21 protein-coding genes are annotated in these 17,754 nt (G+C 73.7%); 11 read left to right on the top strand and 10 right to left on the bottom strand.

From position 1 onward, the window contains the following. Positions 1-109: 109 nt before the first annotated feature. Entirely contained in the window at positions 110-793 is a 684-nt protein-coding gene (locus tag ADL08_RS11505) for a peptidyl-tRNA hydrolase (protein ID WP_053641996.1), read from the bottom strand. A 153-nt stretch (positions 794-946) separates the two neighbouring features. Between ADL08_RS11505 and ADL08_RS11500 the strand changes: the two genes are divergently transcribed. The 3 genes from ADL08_RS11500 to ADL08_RS11490 are packed head-to-tail and all read left to right on the top strand — an operon-like array spanning position 947 to position 2,686. Further along, positions 947-1,804 (top strand): ABC transporter ATP-binding protein, encoded by an 858-nt coding sequence (locus tag ADL08_RS11500; protein WP_053641995.1) that lies wholly within the window; start codon positions 947-949, stop codon positions 1,802-1,804. Next, positions 1,801-2,451: a hypothetical protein gene (locus tag ADL08_RS11495; protein ID WP_053641994.1), complete on the top strand. Its 651-nt coding sequence runs from the start codon at positions 1,801-1,803 to the stop codon at positions 2,449-2,451. Before ADL08_RS11500 ends, ADL08_RS11495 begins: the two co-directional genes overlap by 4 nt. 55 nt (positions 2,452-2,506) lie before the next feature. After that, positions 2,507-2,686 (top strand): hypothetical protein, encoded by a 180-nt coding sequence (locus ADL08_RS11490; RefSeq protein WP_053642030.1) that lies wholly within the window; start codon positions 2,507-2,509, stop codon positions 2,684-2,686. A gap of 6 nt (positions 2,687-2,692) precedes the next feature. Here the strand turns inward: ADL08_RS11490 and ADL08_RS11485 are convergent, their stop codons facing one another. After that, a complete protein-coding gene (locus ADL08_RS11485) occupies positions 2,693-3,559 on the bottom strand; it encodes a polysaccharide deacetylase family protein (RefSeq protein ID WP_053641993.1) in 867 nt (288 codons plus the stop codon). 47 nt (positions 3,560-3,606) lie between these two features. Beyond that, complete coding sequence (locus ADL08_RS11480; protein ID WP_053641992.1) at positions 3,607-3,804, bottom strand: hypothetical protein; 198 nt, start codon at positions 3,802-3,804, stop codon at positions 3,607-3,609. Between the two features lie 2 nt (positions 3,805-3,806). On the opposite strand from ADL08_RS11480, the gene ADL08_RS11475 reads away from it, so the two are divergent. Beyond that, positions 3,807-4,037 carry a hypothetical protein gene (locus ADL08_RS11475; protein ID WP_053641991.1) on the top strand — a complete coding sequence of 77 codons (231 nt, stop codon included), beginning with the start codon at positions 3,807-3,809 and terminating at the stop codon, positions 4,035-4,037. Here ADL08_RS11475 and ADL08_RS11470 read toward each other — a convergent pair. The 4 genes from ADL08_RS11470 to zapE all read right to left on the bottom strand — a co-directional run bounded on the left by ADL08_RS11470 (position 4,023) and on the right by zapE (position 8,083). After that, positions 4,023-4,904 carry a polyphosphate kinase 2 family protein gene (locus ADL08_RS11470; RefSeq protein ID WP_053641990.1) on the bottom strand — a complete coding sequence of 294 codons (882 nt, stop codon included), beginning with the start codon at positions 4,902-4,904 and terminating at the stop codon, positions 4,023-4,025. The two genes, ADL08_RS11475 and ADL08_RS11470, sit on opposite strands and share 15 nt — an antisense overlap. Positions 4,905-4,984: 80 nt before the next feature. Next, entirely contained in the window at positions 4,985-6,361 is a 1,377-nt protein-coding gene (locus ADL08_RS11465; protein WP_053641989.1) for an alkaline phosphatase PhoX, read from the bottom strand. A 172-nt stretch (positions 6,362-6,533) separates the two neighbouring features. Further along, positions 6,534-6,959 (bottom strand): OsmC family protein, encoded by a 426-nt coding sequence (locus ADL08_RS11460; RefSeq protein ID WP_053641988.1) that lies wholly within the window; start codon positions 6,957-6,959, stop codon positions 6,534-6,536. A 38-nt stretch (positions 6,960-6,997) separates the two neighbouring features. Further along, the gene (gene zapE, locus ADL08_RS11455; protein WP_053641987.1) at positions 6,998-8,083 is read right to left on the bottom strand and encodes a cell division protein ZapE; all 1,086 of its coding nucleotides are present in this window, start codon (positions 8,081-8,083) and stop codon (positions 6,998-7,000) included. A gap of 63 nt (positions 8,084-8,146) precedes the next feature. Here zapE and ADL08_RS11450 point away from each other — a divergent pair, with 63 nt between their 5' ends. From ADL08_RS11450 to msrB, 4 genes are all read left to right on the top strand, one after another. Further along, positions 8,147-9,070, top strand: a complete 924-nt coding sequence (locus tag ADL08_RS11450) for a pyrimidine reductase family protein (protein WP_234352101.1) — start codon at positions 8,147-8,149, stop codon at positions 9,068-9,070. Positions 9,071-9,175: 105 nt separating this feature from the next. After that, the gene (locus tag ADL08_RS11445) at positions 9,176-9,646 is read left to right on the top strand and encodes a hypothetical protein (protein WP_053641986.1); all 471 of its coding nucleotides are present in this window, start codon (positions 9,176-9,178) and stop codon (positions 9,644-9,646) included. 163 nt (positions 9,647-9,809) lie between these two features. Then, complete coding sequence (gene murC, locus ADL08_RS11440; RefSeq protein WP_053641985.1) at positions 9,810-11,201, top strand: UDP-N-acetylmuramate--L-alanine ligase; 1,392 nt, start codon at positions 9,810-9,812, stop codon at positions 11,199-11,201. Between the two features lie 23 nt (positions 11,202-11,224). Then, positions 11,225-11,632: a peptide-methionine (R)-S-oxide reductase MsrB gene (gene msrB / locus ADL08_RS11435; RefSeq protein WP_053641984.1), complete on the top strand. Its 408-nt coding sequence runs from the start codon at positions 11,225-11,227 to the stop codon at positions 11,630-11,632. Between the two features lie 59 nt (positions 11,633-11,691). Here msrB and ADL08_RS11430 read toward each other — a convergent pair whose 3' ends face one another. Further along, positions 11,692-12,054 (bottom strand): winged helix-turn-helix transcriptional regulator, encoded by a 363-nt coding sequence (locus ADL08_RS11430; protein ID WP_053641983.1) that lies wholly within the window; start codon positions 12,052-12,054, stop codon positions 11,692-11,694. A 137-nt stretch (positions 12,055-12,191) separates the two neighbouring features. Between ADL08_RS11430 and ADL08_RS11425 the strand changes: the two genes are divergently transcribed. From ADL08_RS11425 to ADL08_RS11415, 3 genes are all read left to right on the top strand, one after another. Beyond that, positions 12,192-13,097, top strand: coding sequence for an NAD(P)-dependent oxidoreductase (locus tag ADL08_RS11425; RefSeq protein ID WP_053641982.1), 906 nt, complete (start codon positions 12,192-12,194; stop codon positions 13,095-13,097). A gap of 256 nt (positions 13,098-13,353) precedes the next feature. Then, entirely contained in the window at positions 13,354-14,295 is a 942-nt protein-coding gene (locus tag ADL08_RS11420) for an endonuclease/exonuclease/phosphatase family protein (protein ID WP_053641981.1), read from the top strand. A 56-nt stretch (positions 14,296-14,351) separates the two neighbouring features. Next, positions 14,352-15,008 carry a DUF5701 family protein gene (locus ADL08_RS11415; protein ID WP_053641980.1) on the top strand — a complete coding sequence of 219 codons (657 nt, stop codon included), beginning with the start codon at positions 14,352-14,354 and terminating at the stop codon, positions 15,006-15,008. 56 nt (positions 15,009-15,064) lie between these two features. Here ADL08_RS11415 and ADL08_RS11410 read toward each other — a convergent pair whose 3' ends face one another. Next, entirely contained in the window at positions 15,065-16,759 is a 1,695-nt protein-coding gene (locus ADL08_RS11410; protein WP_053641979.1) for an alpha-amylase family protein, read from the bottom strand. Next, positions 16,756-17,754 carry a TIGR03885 family FMN-dependent LLM class oxidoreductase gene (locus ADL08_RS11405; RefSeq protein WP_053641978.1) on the bottom strand — a complete coding sequence of 333 codons (999 nt, stop codon included), beginning with the start codon at positions 17,752-17,754 and terminating at the stop codon, positions 16,756-16,758. The genes ADL08_RS11410 and ADL08_RS11405 overlap by 4 nt, the downstream gene beginning before the upstream one ends.

Raw genomic sequence — 17,754 nt, 5'->3', positions numbered from 1 at the left:
CCCTCCTTCGGTCCTCAGTTCCCCTGTGATGGCCCACGCGGGAACGTTCGAACCCCGGGAGGGGGACGTTCAGAGCTTCATTTGAGGTTTCGGGGCTCCGGTGGTGGTCTCAGCCGGTGCGGGGGAACGCCGACACGACCGTGGCCGAGCCCGGGGCGATCTCGGTGAAGCCCGCGTCGCGGACGACCGGGAGGCCGCTCGTGGTGAGGGCGGGCCAGTCGGCGGCCGGGGCGGTGCGCACGGCGAGCGGGAAGCCCGCCTCCCGCCAGGCCTTGCGTCCGGTGTCCGGCATGGCCCACCAGAGCAGTTGGGCGCCGTGTCCCGCCTGGGCCATCGACTTGCCGGCCGACATGTCCAGGTCGGGGTTGAACCACAGCACCGCCGCCCCCTCCGGCACGGGGCCGGGGGCGGCCGGGTCGTCGAGGTCGGTGCCCGAGACCTGGAGGCGGGCCAGGTCCTTGGGCCAGCCGTCGAGCGGGACCGGCGGGAAGACCCGCACCTCCGCCTCCGCGCCGGTGACCGTGAGGCCGGGGAGCGCGCACGCCCGCCGCCACTCGGCGCCGCGCGCCCGGCGCACCACCTTCCGGATCCGGGCGTCCTGCCAGTCGTCCATGGCCCGCGCCCACTCGCCCTCGCCGGTGGAGCGCTCGTCGGTCAGGATCTCCAGGACGGCCCGCGCCGCGGTCTCCAGGGCGTCGGTACGGGCCGGGGGCGCGTCACGCTCGATCCGTACCACCAGGGGGAGGACGAACTGGGGCTTCTCGTCGCGGACATCGGTCTCATCGCTGCTCACCCGGCAAGTCTGCCACCGCCGCCACGGGCGACGTGACGAGGGATTCTTGTGGGAATCGCCGCTTCCGCGCCAGGATGCCGCCATGACGAGCGATCTCTCCACCGGGGCGCGCCCCGGCTCCCCGGGAACGGTCTCGCGGAAGGGCGCGGCCGGTTGAGGCTGGAGAGGGTCGGGCGCCGGCACGGTCCGCGGGGGCCGTGGGCGCTGCGCGGGGTCGACCTCGATCTGCCCGCCGCCGCCCTCGTCCGGGTCACCGGCACCAACGGCACCGGCAAGTCCACCCTGCTCCGGCTGCTCGCCGGCGTCGACGCGCCCACCGAGGGGCGGGTCACCGGACGGCCCGCCCGCACCGCGTACGTCCCCGAGCGCTTCCCCGTCGCACTGCCGTTCACGGCCCTCGGCTACCTGGTCCGCCTCGGCCGCGTCCAGGGCCTCGGCCGGGCGGCCGCCCGGGCCCGGGCGGGGGAGTGGCTGGAGCGCTTCGGGGCCGGCGGGCACGCCCGTACCGGACTCGCGGAGCTCTCCAAGGGCACGAGCCAGAAGGTCGCCGTCGCCCAGGCGCTGCTCGCCGACCCGGCCCTCCTCGTCCTCGACGAGGCCTGGACCGGGCTCGACGCCGGAGCCCGCGCCGAACTCGACGCCGCCGTCCGCGAACGCCTCGCGGCGGGCGCGACGGTCGTCTTCGTCGACCACGACCCGCGCCGGCTGCGGGGCGAGGCGGGCGTGGTGTACGCGGTGGAGGCGGGCCGGGTACGGCCGGGACGGGAGCCCGTGGAGGCCTTCGGGGACCCGGAGGACCTCGTGCGGATCACCGTCTCCGGCGGGCGCGCGCTCCCCGGGCGGCTGCCGGGGGAACCGGCCGTCGCGCCCGGCCCCGACGGCACCACCGTCCTCACCGTGGGCGCGGCGCACTCCGACGCCCTGCTCGGGGCGCTCCTCGCGGCCTCCTGGCACGTCCACCGGCTCGGTGCGGCGAAGACCGGCGTCCCCGAGGGAGGCGTACGGGCATGACGGCGCTGCTGCGCTACCAGTCGGGTCTCCTCCTCCGCTCCCAGCGGTGGCTCGCGCCGCTCCTCCTGTACGCGGTCTTCATCGGCGCCGGAGTCCAGGCGGCCGAGCCCGTGCTCGACGCGCTCGGGTTCACCGCGGCCGCCCTGCTGCCGGTGACGGCCTGGACGGTGCGGATCTGCCTCACCCAGGAGCCGCCCGCCGCGCGGAACGTGGTCGCGGCCGCCGCCGGCCGGAACCGCGCGCACCTCGCGGCGCTCCTCGCCGGGACCGCCTGGCCGGTCCTGCCCGGCACGGTCGCCGTCCTGCTCGTGACGCTCGTCAGCGACCGGCGGGGGACCGCCGCCCCCGTCGCGGCCGTCACCGGGCTCCTCGCGGCGCTGGCCTGCGCCCTCACGGGCGCCGCCGTGGGCGCGCTGGCCTCCCGCCCCTTCCTGCGGGCCTCCGGCTGGTCCCTCTCGGCGCTCGTCCTCGGCTCCCTGCTCGCCTTCGTGGTCACCGGCTCCCCGGCGAAGCACGCCATGACGGCCCTGACCACCGGGGCCCGCACGGCGACCGCCGACCCGCCCTGGCTCGCCTGCGCGGGCGCCCTGCTCCTCGCGGCGACGGCGGCGGCCCTCTCCTGCCGTGCCACGGCCCGCCTGGAGTGAGCGGGCCGGGAGTACGCTCGGAGGCGTGACCGAGTCCACGCCCGTCTCCGCGCCCGTGTCCGCGTCGTACTGCGCCCCCGAACCGGGTCCGAGGCCCGAGCCGGCGGCCGAGGGCCCCTTCGCCGCCTGCGTGCTGTGCCAGGAGCCGACCGAGTATCCGGAGTCGGCCAAGGGCGTCACGCTCTGCCCGGTATGCGAGTGGCAGGAGGCCCAGCGCACGGCCTGCTCGGGCTGAGGCCCCTCAGCCGCGCATCAGGTCGGACACCTTCACGAAGCGGTAGCCGCGGGCCCGCAGCTCCGGGACGATCCGGCGGATCGCCCGCTCGGTGACGGGCGCGGCGCTGCGCGTGCAGTGCATGACCACGAGCGAACCGGGCTTCACCCCGTCGATGACCTGCTCGGCGACGGCGTCCGCGTCCTCGGCGAAGGCGTCCCCGCTGACCACGTCCCACTGGACCGCCGTCACCCCGGCGGGGCCGAGGGCGCGCAGGGCCGCGTCGTCGTAGCAGCCGCCGGGGAAGCGGAAGTACGGGACGACGTTGAGGGCCCCGGCGTCCCGGAAGGCGTCGAAGGCGCGCCGCACGTCCGCCGCCATGTCGGGCCCGGGGACGGTGGGCAGGCCGTAGCAGGGGTCCGCGAAGGCGTAGTGGCTGTACGAGTGGTTGGCGATCTCGAAGCGCGGGTCGCCGCCGATGGACCTGGCCTGGTCCGGGTACTCCTCCGCCCAGCGGCCCGTCATGAAGACGGTCGCGTCCACCTTCAGCCGGCGCAGGGTCGCGATGAGCTCCGGGTTGTCGAAGCGCTCGCCGCGCGCGGCCCTGGGCCCCTGGTCGGCCGTCATGTCGGCGTCGAAGGTGAGCGCCACGACCTTCTCGGCGCTCTTCGGGGAGGTCGCGGCCCGGCGCGTGTAGACGGGGGTGAGCCCGCCCGGCCCGGGCGCCATGGTGGGCGCGGCGGCGGGTTCGGCGCCCGGCTTGGGGCGGGCGGCGGTGCTCGTGGTCGCGCTGGGCGAGGGGGTGCCGGCCGGTGCCTTGGTGCTCGCGGCCTTCGGGGCGGCCCCCTCGCCGCAGCCGACGAGGGCGGCGCCCAGCAGACCGAGCACCACCACTTTTCGTACATAGATGTTCACAACCGGAAGTTATCCGATCAGATGACTTATCGCTCGCGACTCGACAGCGGCAGCACCCGGGTCCACGTGCTGAGCTGACGCACCATCGCCTGGGCGTGCGCGGCCCGCCCTCGGCGGAAGGGGAGGACGAGCAGGGCGGGCAGGAAGGCGAGCGTCACCAGGAGGAGGGGGACGGTGGCGACGAGGACGATCAGGGCGCGCTGGGCCCAGCGGAGGGTACGCACGGGTGCTTTTTCGACTCGACGACGTCCAGATCGGCCTCCTGCTCGATCTGGTGGCACGGCTGAAGGACACGTCGATCACGACGGCCTTCGCCGCCCGGCCGGCCCACGCCGATGGGTCCGCTCTCCTCGACCACCTGTTCACCAGGTTCGAGGAGCAGGAGAACCTCGACCTCCAGGCGTCCTTCAAACTGCGGCGCGCCCTCGCCGACTGGCGCCGCTCAAGAAGCCAGTAGCCGCTTCCGGCTCTCCGCCACGTCGAAGTCCCCCGGCGGGTACTTCGGGTCCAGCGCCTCCAGGTGTTCGAGGAGGAGCTTGCTGATCGCCCAGTTCCGGTACCACTTGCGGTCCGCCGGGACGACGTACCACGGCGCCGCGTCCGTGCCGCAGCGCTCCAGGGCCAGTTCGTAGGCCTTCCGGTAGGCCGGCCACAGGGCGCGTTCCTCGATGTCGCCGGTGTTGAACTTCCAGTGCTTGTCGGGGTCGTCGAGGCGTTCGAGGAGCCGGTCGCGCTGCTCCTCGTACGAGAGGTGGAGGAAGACCTTCACCACCGTCACCCCGTCGTCCGCGAGCGCCTTCTCGAAGTGGTTGATCTGCCGGTAGCGGCGCTTGATCTCGGAGCGGGAGACCAGCTCGTGGACGCGCGGCACGAGGACGTCCTCGTAGTGCGAGCGGTCGAAGATGCCGATCTCGCCCGGCAGGGGGAGCGCCTTCTCGATCCGCCAGAGGAAGGGGTGCTCCTTCTCCTCCGGCGTCGGGGCCTTGAAGGCGCGCACCCGGCAGCCCGACGGGCTGAGGAAGCCGATCACGTGCTTGACCGTGCCGCCCTTGCCGCTGGTGTCCATGCCCTGGAGGACCAGGAGCACCCGGCGGCGGTCCCCGGCGGTGCTCGACGCGTACAGCCGCTCCTGGAGCTCGGCCAGGCGCGGCCCCAGGGCGGCGGTGGCGGTCACCCCGGCCGCCTTGCCGGAGGGGCCCGCCGGGATGCCGCGGGCGTCGTAGGAGGCGAGGTCGACCGGCTCGCCGACGGGGACGCGCAGGACGTCCCGCAGGTCCGGTTCCGGCGCCTCCCGGCGCTTCTTTCCCTCGTTCTTCTTCGACATCTCGCGCTCCTTCCGCAGTCCCGCCCTCCTGCCCCCGATCCTCCACCGCAACCGGGCCGCCCGCGACCTCCGGGTGCGGGTCAGCGGCGCCAGGGGCCCGTCACCGCGAACGTCGTCCCCGGGGTGTAGCAGTTGACGTACATCGTGCTCCGGTCGGGCGAGAAGGTGACCCCCGCGAACTCGCCCCACTCGGGCTCCTCCGGGGTGCCGATGTTCTGCCGCCCCCGCGCGACCGGGTAGACCTCGCCCCGCTCGCTCACCCCGAAGACGTGCTGCGCGCCCCCGCCGTCCTCGCTGACCATCAGCCCCCCGGTCGGCGCCAGACAGATGTTGTCCGGCGACTCGCCCGGCAGCCGGATGTCGGTGCTCGGGCCGAAGACCACGACGAGGGTGAGCCGGCGCCGGTGCGGCTCGTACTTCCACACCTGGCCGAAGTGGGTGGCGGCCGAGCCGTCCCCGGTCCGCGCGAACGACGACACGAAGTAGACGGCCCGCCCGCCCCAGTAGCAGCCCTCCAGCTTCTGCGCGTGGGTGATGCCCCCGGGCCCGAAGTCCTGGAACCTGATGGGCGTTCCGGCCGCGAGCGGATCCGGTACGGGGACCCACTCGACGCCCTCGAAGCGGGCGCCGGTCTCCTGGATCAGGGAGAGGTCGGGGACGTCCGGGACCCGCATCGCCTCCAGGGCGCCGCCCGCGCGCAGCGAGCCCGTACCGCCGAGCGGCTTGCGGGGGAGGAAGCGGTAGAAGAGCCCGAAGGGCCGGTCGAAGGCGTCCTCCGTCTCGTACACGATCCCGCTGCGCGGGTCGACGGCCACCGCCTCGTGCTGGAAGCGGCCCATGGCGGTGAGCGGGACGGCTCCGGTGCGGCGCGGGTCGGCGCCGTCGACCTCGAAGACGAAGCCGTGGTCCTTGGCGTAGCCGTTCGTGCCGGCCTTGTCCTCGGTCTCCTCGCAGGTCAGCCAGGTGTTCCAGGGCGTGGGACCGCCCGCGCAGTTGACGGCCGTGCCCGCGACGGCGACCCGCTCGCCGAGGACGTCGTTCCGGCCGTCGAGTTCGAGGGCCGTGCAGCCGCCCCTGGCCGCCGGGTCGTACGTGAGGCCGGGGACGGTCGGGACGCCGATCTTCCCGGTGGCCCTGTTCTCGTGGTTGCGGACCAGGTGCACCCGGCCCCGGTGGCCGGGGAAGGCGCCCATGCCGTCGTGGTTGCTCGGGACGGGGCCCTCGCCGGAGCGCAGGGGGTCGCCCTGCCGGGAGAGGACCTTGTAGCGGAAGCCGGCCGGCAGGTCGAGGAGACCGCCGGGATCGGGTACGAGGGGGCCGTAGCCGCCCCGGAACGGAGGGCCGCCGGGGGCGGCCGAGGCGCTTCCGGCGAAGAGTTCGGAGAGGGCGCCGGTGAAGGCGATCCCGGCGACGGACGCGCCGGTGCGGGACAGGATCTGACGTCGTGTTGCGGACATGAGGCAACGAACTCCCTGTTGGCGGACAGGTGGTGACGTTCCGTGCACGTCGGGTGCTGCCTGTGTGACGTGCGACCCGCACGTGTGTATCACGCACTCCCGTGGCGCGTGAACCATGCGGGCCGCGACTGTCCTGCGTGGCGCGGGTCCTGACCCCGGGTCAGGAGGGGGATCAGCCCAGCTCGGCGGTGAGCGTGATGTCCGTCCCCGACAGCGCCTGGCTGACCGGGCAGTTCTTCTTCGCGTCCTCCGCGGCCGCCTGGAACTCCTCCCCGCTCAGACCGGGGACCTCGCCGCGCACGGTCAGGTGGATGCCGGTGATGCCCTCGCCCGGCTGGAAGGTGACGTCGGCCTTGGTCTCCAGGCGGGTGGGCGGGGTGCCCGCGCCGGCCAGGCCGTGGGAGAGGGCCATCGAGAAGCAGGAGGAGTGCGCGGCGGCGATCAGCTCCTCCGGGCTGGTCTTCCCGTTCGGCTCCTCCGACCGGGCGGGCCAGGAGACGTCGTACGAACCGATGCCGGAGGAGTCGAGGGAGACGACGCCGGAGCCCTTGAGGAGGTCGCCCTGCCAGACGGTGTGGGCGTGACGCACGGTGGCCATGGTGGATCCCTTTCGATCGATCGGGTACGGCCCCCAAGCTACTGCGCGACGAGCCCCTTCGCGTCGCGGGCGAGCGCGGTGAGCCGCGAGATCGCCCGGAAGTACTTCTTGCGGTACCCGCCGTTCAGCATCTCCTCGCTGAACAGGCGGTCGAAGGGCAGGCCGGAGGCGAGGACCGGTATCTCGCGGTCGTAGAGCCGGTCGGCCAGCACGACCAGCCGCAGCGCGGTCGACTGGTCGGGCACGGGCCGCACGTCGGTGAAGCAGACGGCGGTGAGGTCGTCGGTCAGGGCGCCGTAGCGGCTCGGGTGGACCCTGGCCAGGTGTTCGAGCAGGTGCGGGAAGTCGTCCAGGGAGGCGCCCGGCGTGGCGTACGCGGTCGCCGTGACGGTCTGGTCGGAGTGGGGCGCGGGGGCTTCGGGCAGGCCCCGGTGGCGGTAGTCCTCGCCGTCGATCCGCAGCGGCCGGAAGTGGGCGGAGAGGCCCTGGATCTCGCGGAGGAAGTCGGCGGCGGCGAAGCGGCCCTCGCCGAGCTTGCCGGGGAGCGTGTTGGAGGTGGCGGCGAGCGCCACGCCCGACTCGACGAGCTTGCCGAGCAGGCTGGAGACGAGGACGGTGTCGCCCGGGTCGTCCAGCTCGAACTCGTCGATGCAGAGGAGCCGGTGCCCGCCCAGGGTCCTCACCGTCTGCTGGAAGCCGAGCGCGCCGACCAGGTTGGTCAGCTCCACGAAGGTGCCGAACGCCTTCAGGGCGGGCTCGGCGGGGGTCGCGTGCCAGAGGGAGGCGAGCAGGTGGGTCTTGCCGACGCCGTACCCGCCGTCCAGGTAGACCCCGCGCGGCCCGGTGGGGGCGGCGGGCTTCTTCGCGAACCAGCGGCGCTTCCCGGCGCCGGAGGCGTGCGCCCCGCCCAGGCCCCCGGCGAAGGCGCTCAGGACCTCGACGGCCCGCGTCTGGCTGGGCTGGTTCGGGTCCGGGATGTACGTGTCGAAGCGCACGGAGTCGAAGCGCGGCGGCGGCACCATCTCCGCGACGAGGCGCTCGGCGGGTACGTGGGGCTCTCGGGAGCAGAGCGAGAGCGGGGCCGCCGCGGAGGGGACGGCTTCGGTGAGGGCACGGGTCGACACAGTTCCCCACTGTAAGCGCCATGTCAGACTGCCTGGATGCGACGCCTGTTTCCTGTGACGGACATGACAGCCGGGGCGGCCGTGCCGACCGCATCCGCCGGACCGACCGGACCGGCCGCGCCCGCCGGACCGACCGCGCCCGCCGGACCGGCCGCGCCCGCCGGACCGGCCGCATCCGCCGTGCCGGCCGCGCCCGCCGTGCCGACCGCGCCCGCCGGACCGGCCGCGCCCGCCGGACCGGCCCACGGGGCCGGGGCCGGGGCGGCGGACGGGGACTGGTCCCTCGACGCGCTCGCCGACGCCTACGCCTATCCGGAGGGCGCCGGGTCCTGGCTGCGGGCCAACATGGTCTCCTCGCTCGACGGCGCCGGCCAGCACGAGGGCCGCTCCCAGCCGCTCTCCTCCGAGACCGACATGAGGATCTTCGGCACCCTGCGCGGGCTCGCCGACGTGATCGTGGTGGGTGCGGAAACGGTACGCCTGGAGGGGTACCGCCCCGCCCGGGCGCGGGAGGCCTTCGCGGCCCGCCGCGCCGCCGCCGGGCAGGGTCCGGCCCCGGTGATCGCCGTGGTCAGCGCCTCGCTCGACCTGGACTTCTCGCTTCCGCTCTTCACGGAGCCGCTGGTGCCGACCCTGGTCCTCACCGGGACCGGGGCGCCCCCCGAGCGGGTCGCGGCGGCCCGGAAGGCGGGGGCGGAGGTGCTGTTCGCGGGCGACGGGCCCCGGGTGGACCCCGCCCGCGCCCTGGCGGCGCTCACGGAGCGCGGCCTGCGGCGCCAGCTGACCGAGGGCGGGCCCCGGCTGCTCGGCCAGTTCGTGGCGGCGGAGGTCCTCGACGAGCTGTGCCTGACGATCTCGCCCACGATGACGGCGGGCCACGCCCAGCGGATCGCCGGAGGCCCCCCGGTGGCCGTCCCGACACGCTTCCAGGTGGCTTCCGTCCTGGAGCGGGACGGCTTCCTCTTCACCCGCTACCTTCGGATCTGACAATCGCGGAATTCATCGTTCCGCTTACCGTCCGCCGGGCACACTTACTGTCGCAGACCCCGTGCGAACACGGGGAAGGATGGTTTCCGCAGAAGGGCTCCCGAAGTGTTCACAAGCGTTCTGATGATCGAGAAGCCCCTGACGTCCGTCGACGTGGAATTCGTCACCACGCTGCACGGCGACGAGGACGTGTCCTTCATCGTTCTGATGCAGCCGCGCGGTGACCAGGCCGACGTCCTGCTGCGCGCCATCGACGACGTGGCCATGGGCGAACTGAAGGAGGCGGCCCGCGAGGGCGAGGAACCGGAGGGCAGGGAGGCCAGGCCCCCCGCCGAGCAGGCCCTGGAGCACTCGCTCCGGGCGCTGAGGGACGCCGGCTGCGATGCGGTCGGCCAGGTCGTCGAGGACCACCCGCTCGACCGGATGAAGGCGGTCGTCGACGAGGCGGAGGCGGACGAGGTGATCGTCCTCACCGCACCGCACTACGTGGAGGAGTTCTTCCACCGCGACTGGGCCTCCCGGGCCCGCCACAAGGTCGGCGTCCCGGTGCTCAAGCTCTTCGCGCACAGCGAGTGACCGAGCGGTGACGGACCGGCCCGCGTCCCGTGCGGGGGGCGCGGGCCGGGCCGTGCCCCGCCGGGCGCGCGCACCACGAGCGACTAGGCTGGTGGCGCCCCCACACTCAACCGTGGGGACCTATTTTCAGGCACTGACGAAGCAGACCCGGGGAGAGATCCACATGGCACCCGCCATTCCCGCCGCCATGGAACGGCCGCACTTCATCGGCATCGGCGGTGCCGGAATGTCGGGCATCGCCAAGATCCTCGCCCAGCGCGGCGCCAAGGTCGCCGGCAGCGACGCCAAGGAGTCCGCGACCGCCGAGGCCCTGCGCGCCCTCGGCGTCACCGTGCACATCGGCCACGCCGCCGAGCACCTCGCGGACGACGCCTCCGCCGTCGTCGTCTCCAGCGCCATCCGCGCCGACAACCCCGAGCTGGCCCGCGCCGCCGAGCTGGGCATCCCGGTCGTGCACCGCTCCGACGCGCTCGCCTCCCTCATGGACGGCCTGCGCGCGATCGCGGTCGCCGGTACGCACGGCAAGACCACGACCACCTCCATGCTGGCCGTCGCCCTCACCCACCTCGGCCTCGACCCCTCGTACGCCATCGGCGGCGACCTGGCGGGTCCCGGCACCAACGCGCTGCACGGCGACGGCGAGGTCTTCGTCGCCGAGGCCGACGAGAGCGACCGCAGCTTCCAGAAGTACGACCCCGAGGTCGCGATCGTCCTCAACGTCGAGCTGGACCACCACGCGAACTACGCCTCCCTGGACGAGATCTACGAGTCCTTCGAGGCCTTCACCGCCAAGATCCGCCCCGGCGGCACCCTCGTCGTCGGCGAGCACGCCGGCGCCCGCGAGCTGGCCCGCCGGGTCGCGGACCGCGAGGGCCTGCGGATCGTCACGGTCGGCGAGTCCGAGGACTCCGACGCCCGCATCCTGAAGATCGTCCCAAACGGCATGAAGAGCGAGGTGACCGTCGCCCTCGACGGCACCGAGCACACCTTCACCGTCTCGGTCCCCGGCCGCCACTACGCCCACAACGCCGCCGCCGCGCTCGCCGCCGGCGCCCGCGTGGGCATCGACCCGGCCGAGCTGGCCCGGGCCCTCACCGCCTACACCGGCGTCGGCCGCCGCCTCCAGCTCAAGGGCGAGGCGAAGGGCGTCCAGGTCATCGACTCGTACGCGCACCACCCCACCGAGATGACCGCCGACCTGGAGGCCATGCGGGGCGCCGCCGGGGACTCCCGCCTCCTCGTCGTCTTCCAGCCGCACCTCTTCTCCCGCACCCAGGAGCTGGGCGAGGAGATGGGCGACGCGCTGGCCCTCGCGGACGCCTCCGTCGTCCTCGACATCTACCCGGCCCGCGAGGACCCGATCCCGGGCGTCACCAGCGAGCTGATCGTCGAGGCCGCCCGGAAGGCCGGCGCCGACGTGACGCCCGTCCACAACAAGGGCGCGGTGCCCGAGATCATCGAGGGAATGGCCGGACCCGGCGATCTCGTTCTCACCATGGGGGCGGGCGACGTCACGGACCTCGGCCCGCGCATCCTGGACCACCTGTCGAAGTAGTGCGGAGCAGAGGGAGCGAGCCCATGGCGTACGACGTCGAGAAGCCGGACGAGCAGTGGCGTGCGGAGCTGACCCCGGCGGAGTACCAGGTGCTGCGCCAGGCGGGCACCGAGCCCGCCTTCCGGGGCGAGTACACCGACACCACCACCCGGGGCGTCTACTCCTGCCGGGCGTGCGGCGCGGAGCTGTTCACCTCGAACGAGAAGTTCTCGTCGCACTGCGGCTGGCCGTCCTTCTACGACCCGAAGGACTCCGACGCGGTCGAACTGATCCAGGACCGCTCCCACGGCATGGTCCGCACGGAGGTCCGCTGCTCCCGCTGCGGCTCCCACCTGGGCCACGTCTTCGAGGGCGAGGGCTACCCGACCCCGACGGACCAGCGGTACTGCATCAACTCGATCTCGCTGCGGCTGGAGCCGCGGGAGGGCTGAGCCGGGAGGGCGGAGGGGCGGGACGGCGTGACCGTCCCGCCCCTTCGTCGCGTTGCCGGCTACCCGGCGTCGACGCTGATCTTCTCGGCGCCGATCCGCCGCATCCGTTCGGCGCCCCAGTCCCCCAGGGAGTCCAGGGCGGCGTTGAGCGAGACGCCGTGCTCCGTCAGGGAGTACTCCACCCTCGGCGGCACCTCGGGATACACCTCGCGGTGCACGAGCCCGTCCTCCTCCATCTCCCGCAGGTGCTGGACCAGCATCTTCTCGCTGACGCCCGGCAGGCCGCGCCGGAGCTCGGCGAACCTGCGGGTCCCGTGGGCGTGCAGCTCCCAGAGGATCGGCGCCTTCCACTTGCCGGTGAGCACGTCCATCGCCGCGTTGACCCCGCAGAAATAGGGACCGCGCCGTGCCGATGTCGTCATCCGCCCTCCCCCGCACCGTACTTACCCGGAAGTGAGTACCCCACTAATTAGTCCGTACTGGTCAACCCTACCGGGGGCGGAGAGGATCGGAACCGAGCGGAGCACACGAGCGACGGACACGAGGGGAAGCCCCGAGGATGACGACCGACGGCAACGGCGACCACGACGGCGACGAGAACGGAAGCGTCCGGGTGAGCGTGCTCGGCCTGGGGGCGATGGGCGGCGCCCTCGCGGACGCCCTGGTGAGGGCCGGTCACCCGACGACGGTGTGGAACCGGTCGCCGGGGAAGGCGGACGACCTCGTCGCCCGGGGCGCGCGGGCCGCCGCCACGGCCGCGGACGCGGTCCGGGCCGGACGGTTGGTGGTCGTCTGCCTCTTCGACCACGCGTCGGTCCACGAGGTGCTCGACCCGCTCTCCCGGGAGCTGGCCGGACGGACCCTCGTCAACGTGACCACCACCTCGCCCGAGCAGTCGCGAGAGCTGGCCGCCTGGGCCGGCCGGGCCGGGATCGCGTACCTGGACGGCGGCATCATGGCCGTACCGCAGATGATCGGCGGACCCGGCTCCTCGGTCCTCTACAGCGGGTCGGCCGACGTCTTCCACCGGTACGAGCCGCTGCTCGGCCTGTGGGGGACCAGCACCTACTTCGGCGAGGACGCCGGCCTCGCGTCCCTGTACGACCTCGCCCTGCTCGCGGGCATGTACGTCATGTTCGCCGGGTTCATGCACGGCGCCGCCATGGTCGCGCCGGCCGGCGTGACGGCGGGTGAGTTCGCCGCCATGGCCGCGCCCTGGCTGACCGCGATGACCGGTTCCTTCCAGGAGTTCGCCGAGGTGATCGACGGCGGGGACTACACCGTGGAGGGACAGCAGAGCCTGGAGTTCTCCGACCTCGGCGACATCCTGGCCGCCGGCTCCGCACAGGGCGTCGGCACCGACGCGGTCGCCATGGTGCAGAAGCTGATCCGACGTCAGATCGACGCGGGACACGGGGCGGAGGGCTTCGCCCGCATCTTCGAGAGCATCAGGCGACCCGCCTGACGCCGGTGGCGGGCGGGCTCCCGTCGAGGACGTGACATATCCCGGGCCCGGTGATCGTTCCGGCCGTATGATCGAACGCGATCACCCGGGTCACGGGGAGGCGAGGACCGCACCGGCGTCGAGCTCGACGCCGCGCGGCCGGCCCCCGGGCGCGGGGGAGGACGCCGGAGACCCGGGCACGACCACGCCCCGTCCTCCCCGGCGTCGTCGACACGTACGGCCGGCCGAGGAGCCGGCCGAAGGGGGAAGAGGGAACATGCGCAGATTCGCGGCGGCCGCGGCCGGCGTCGCACTGATGGTCCTCGGCATCGGGCCCGGCGGCAGCGTGGCCGCCACGCCGCCGCCACCGGCAGGCACGAACCTCCAGGTCCTCAGCTGGAACATGTGCGACGTCGTCCGCTGGGGCGGCTGTACGGAGCGCCGGACGGCCGAGAAGGTCGCCCTGCTCAAGCGGCAGGTCACGGAGAAGTACGTGCAGGCCATGCTGCTCCAGGAGGTCTGCCAGAGCACGCTGAAGGAGCTGGGCAGACAGCTCGGCCCGGCCTGGAGCGTCCACTTCACCCCGTACCACTGGTCGCAGAAGGGCACCCTGACGGTCAGTCCGTGCGCGACCAAACCGGGCACCAGCGAGCCCGCGGACCCCGACGACGACGTCGGCACCGCCATCGTGGTCAAGGCGGGGCTGGAGGACCCGGCCCTGTACCCCACGATCCGGCCGAGCACCCAGCTGGTCCCGCCGTTCCAGTGCGCCACCGCCGCCTACTTCGGGGTCCGGCTCTGCAACGCCCACCTCCCGCGCAGCCAGTCCGACGACGACTTCCCCGGCCTCGACTACCGCGACGACCACCTGCTCGCCGTGAAGGACGTCGTCGAGGACCACCCGCAGGTCGTCTTCGGCGGCGACTTCAACACCCAGCCGCCCGACGCCGGCGCCTCCTCCGCCAAGGTCTGGAAGCCCGCCGAGCTGTACTCCACCGGCACCGGCCAGCCGGGGTACGCCGAATGCGACCAGGCCGGCCTGCCGGGCACCACCAGGCCCCGGACCGGGCGCCCGACGCACAGCAGCGACGTCAAGATCGACTACCTGTTCGGCAGCCTTCCCGGCCGCTGGTGCGACGTGGAGCCCGACGCCCCGGCCGGCGCGGCCAACCTCTCCGACCACCGGTACCTGATCTACAGCGTGGTCGTGGCGCCCTAGCCCCGCCTCCGTTCCGTCCCGTCCTGTTCCCGGCCCGACCACGAAACGGATCCGACGTGCCCGACACCACCCCGCTCCCGCCCCCGCTCCCGGCCCTCGCCGCCCAGGCGGACCGGCTGATCGACCTGGGTGTACCCGCACTCGCCGGACTGACCGCCGACGAGGTGCGGTCCTTCGCCGCGGAAGCGGGCGGCGGGGCCGGGGGCGCCCTGCTCGCCGTCCACCCCGCCGCCCTCCCCGCCTCCGCGCTCGCCCCGCTGCTGCGCCACGCCGAGCGGCCCGGCTTCGTCGTCACCGACATGCCCGACGTCGACCTCTTCGCCCCGACGGACGTCGAGCTGCCCGACGGCCCGCTCTACCTCGTCGACGGCGTCGACCGCGGCGACCGCATGTCCAACTGGAGCCCCGACGAGGCCCTTCCCGCCCTCGCCGCCGAGGGCCGCACGCCCCTGCTGCTCACCGAGGGCATGCACTGGGTGCTCCAGACGCCGGACGTCCTCGTCCGCAACCACTGCTTCATGACCATCGGCTCCCGGCTGCGCAAGGCCGACGGCTCCTGGGACGCCCGCACCCCGGCGATCTGGATCAGCAACGGCACCGGCCGCGACGGCCGCGAGCGGCGCGACGCCCCCAAGATCGGCTGGTGCTGGTGGAACAACCGCCACACCTGGCTCGGTTTCGGCTCCACCACCGGCCGCCGGCCCACCGCCTGAACCGTACGACCGGGCCGCGCCCCGCGCGGAGGCGGAAGAGGCCTCCGGCGGCCCGGTCAGACGACGGTCGTGCGTTCCGGGTCGTCCAGCGGGGTGTCCACCCGCAGCCAGCGGTAGCCGTACGGTGCCAGGGCGACGCCGACGCGGCCGCCGGCCGACGCCTCGACGGTGTCGCCGGTGAACACGTCGGTGAGCGTGCGGCCGTCCTCCAGGCCGGGCACGGTCGTGGTCGCGCGGGTCTGCCGGGCCGAGAGGTTGTGCAGGACCAGCACCGCCCCTTCGGGGAGCGAGCTGAGGTGGACCAGGACGCCGGGGTCGTCCACGTCGAGCACCTCCGTGCGGCCCCAGGCGAGTTCGGGGGCCTCGCGGTACCGCTCGACCAGCGTCCGCACGCGCGTGAGGAGCGAGCCGGGGTCGTGCGCCTGGTCGCGCACGTTCACCCGGCCCGGCCCGTAGGCGCCCTCGGCCATCGGATTGGGGAGGTCGCCGTCCCGCGCGGTGGAGAACCCGGCGCCCTCGCCCGCCGTCCACTGCATGGGGGTGCGGACGGCCTGCCGGCCCTCCGCGGCGAGGTTCTCGCCCATCCCTATCTCCTCGCCGTAGAAGAGCACGGGCGTCCCGGGCAGACTGAACAGCAGGCTGTAGGCCAGCTCCACGCGGCGGCGGTCGCCGCCGACCATGGGCGGCAGCCTGCGCCGCAGACCCCGGCCGTACAGCTGCATGTCCTCGTCCGGGCCGAAGGCCGCGAACACCTCGGCGCGCTCGTCGTCGTCGAGCTTGTCGAGCGTCAGCTCGTCGTGGTTGCGGACGAAGGTCGCCCAGTGCCCGTCGCGCGGGGCCTCCGGGCGCTCGCGCAGCGCGGCGGCCAGCGGTCCCGCCTCCCCCCGGGCGAAGGACAGGTACATCTTCTGCATGCCGATGAAGTCGAAGCACATGGTCAGCTCGTCGCCCCGCTCGGACTCCGGGTCCCCGAAGAACCGCAGGGTGTCGGGGTAGGGGAGGTTGACCTCGCCGAGGAGGACCGCCTCGCCGTTGCGGCGGCCGAGGAAGGCCCGCAGGTCGGCCAGGTACTCGTGCGGGTCGGGCAGTCGGCCGGCGTCCTCCTGGCCGTCGGTCTCCAGCAGGAAGGGGACCGCGTCGACGCGGAATCCGGACAGCCCGAGCTGCGTCCAGAAGCCCATGATGCGGGCTATCTCGTCGCGCACGGCGGGGTTGGCCACGTTGAGGTCGGGCTGCTGCTTGTAGAAGCGGTGCAGGTAGTACTGCCCGGTCTTCTCGTCGTACTCCCAGGGGCTCGTCTCGGCGTCGGGGAAGACGACGTCGTCGGGCCCGTCCTCGGGCGGCTCGTCGCACCAGACGTACCAGTCGCGGCGGGCGGCCGTGCGGCTGGAGCGGGCCTCCAGGAACCACGGGTGCTGGTCGGAGGTGTGGTTGACGACCAGGTCGGCGATGACCCGGATGCCCCGGTCGCGGGCGGTCCGCACGAACTCCGTGAAGTCCCCGAGGGTGCCCAGCCGGGGGTCGACGGCGTAGAAGTCGGTGATGTCGTAGCCGTCGTCGCGCTCCCGGGTCGGATAGAACGGCATCAGCCAGACGCAGGTGACGCCGAGGCGGACGAGGTGGTCGATCCGCTGGGTCAGGCCCGCGAAGTCGCCGGTCCCGTCCCCGTCGCCGTCCTGGTACGTCTCGACGTCCAGGCAGTACACGACGGCGTTCTTCCACCACAGGTCGGAGGTCCTGGTCAGTCTCATCGGGCGTCCTCCACGACCGCGGGCCCCGCCGGGGCGGCGTCGAGCCGGGGCAGCACCTTGTCGCCGAACGCGTCGAGGAACGCGGTCTGTTCGCGGCCCACGTGGTGCAGCATGACCGTGTCGAAGCCGAGGTCGGCGTACTCCTGGAGCCAGGCCGCGTGCTGTCCGAGGTCCGCCGAGACGTTGACCGCCTCCGCGACCCGCTCCGGCGTGACGTGCTCGCTGACGCCGTCGAACAGCTCGGCCGTGTCCAGGTCCCAGCTCACCGGCGGCCCGTGCACGTTGGTGCGCCACTGGTCGTGCGCGACGGCGAGGGCGGTGTCCGGATCGGGGTCCCAGCTGAGGTGGACCTGGAGGCGCAGTTCGCCGGCGCCGCCGGCGGAGCGGTAGGCGTCCACGATCCGGCGCAGCCGCTCGTGCGGGGCGTTGACGGTGATGAGCCCGTCGGCCCACTCGGCGCACCAGGCCGCGGTGGCCTCGCTGCACGCGGCGCCGATCAGCGGCGGCACGGTCTCGGGCCGGGTCCACAGCCGGGCCCGGTCCACGGTGACCAGGCCGTCGTGGCTCACCTCCTCGCCGCGCAGCAGGGCCCGGATGACGTCGACGCACTCGCGCAGCCGCGCGTTGCGCACGTCCTTGCGCGGCCAGCGGTCGCCGGTGATGTGCTCGTTGGACGCCTCGCCGCTGCCCAGGGCCGCCCAGAAGCGGCCCGGGTACATGGCGGAGAGGGTGCCGATGGCCTGGGCGACGATCGCGGGGTGGTAGCGCTGCCCGGGTGCGTTGACGACGCCGAAGGGGATGCGGTCGGTGGCCTGGAGGGCGGCGCCGAGCCAGGACCAGGCGAAGCCCGACTCGCCCTGCCGGACGCTCCAGGGCGAGAAGTGGTCCGAGCACATGGCGGCGCCGAAGCCGGCCTCCTCCGCGCGGACGGCCGCGGCCAGGAGGTCGGCCGGGGGCACCTGTTCGTGCGAGGCGTGGAATCCGTAGACGGTCAT

It is taken from the genome of Streptomyces sp. NRRL F-6492 (genome assembly GCF_001280125.1).
GTDB lineage: Bacteria > Actinomycetota > Actinomycetes > Streptomycetales > Streptomycetaceae > Streptomyces.
Note: the sequence above shows the minus strand (reverse complement) of the source record. Positions and strands in the feature narration are given on the sequence as shown.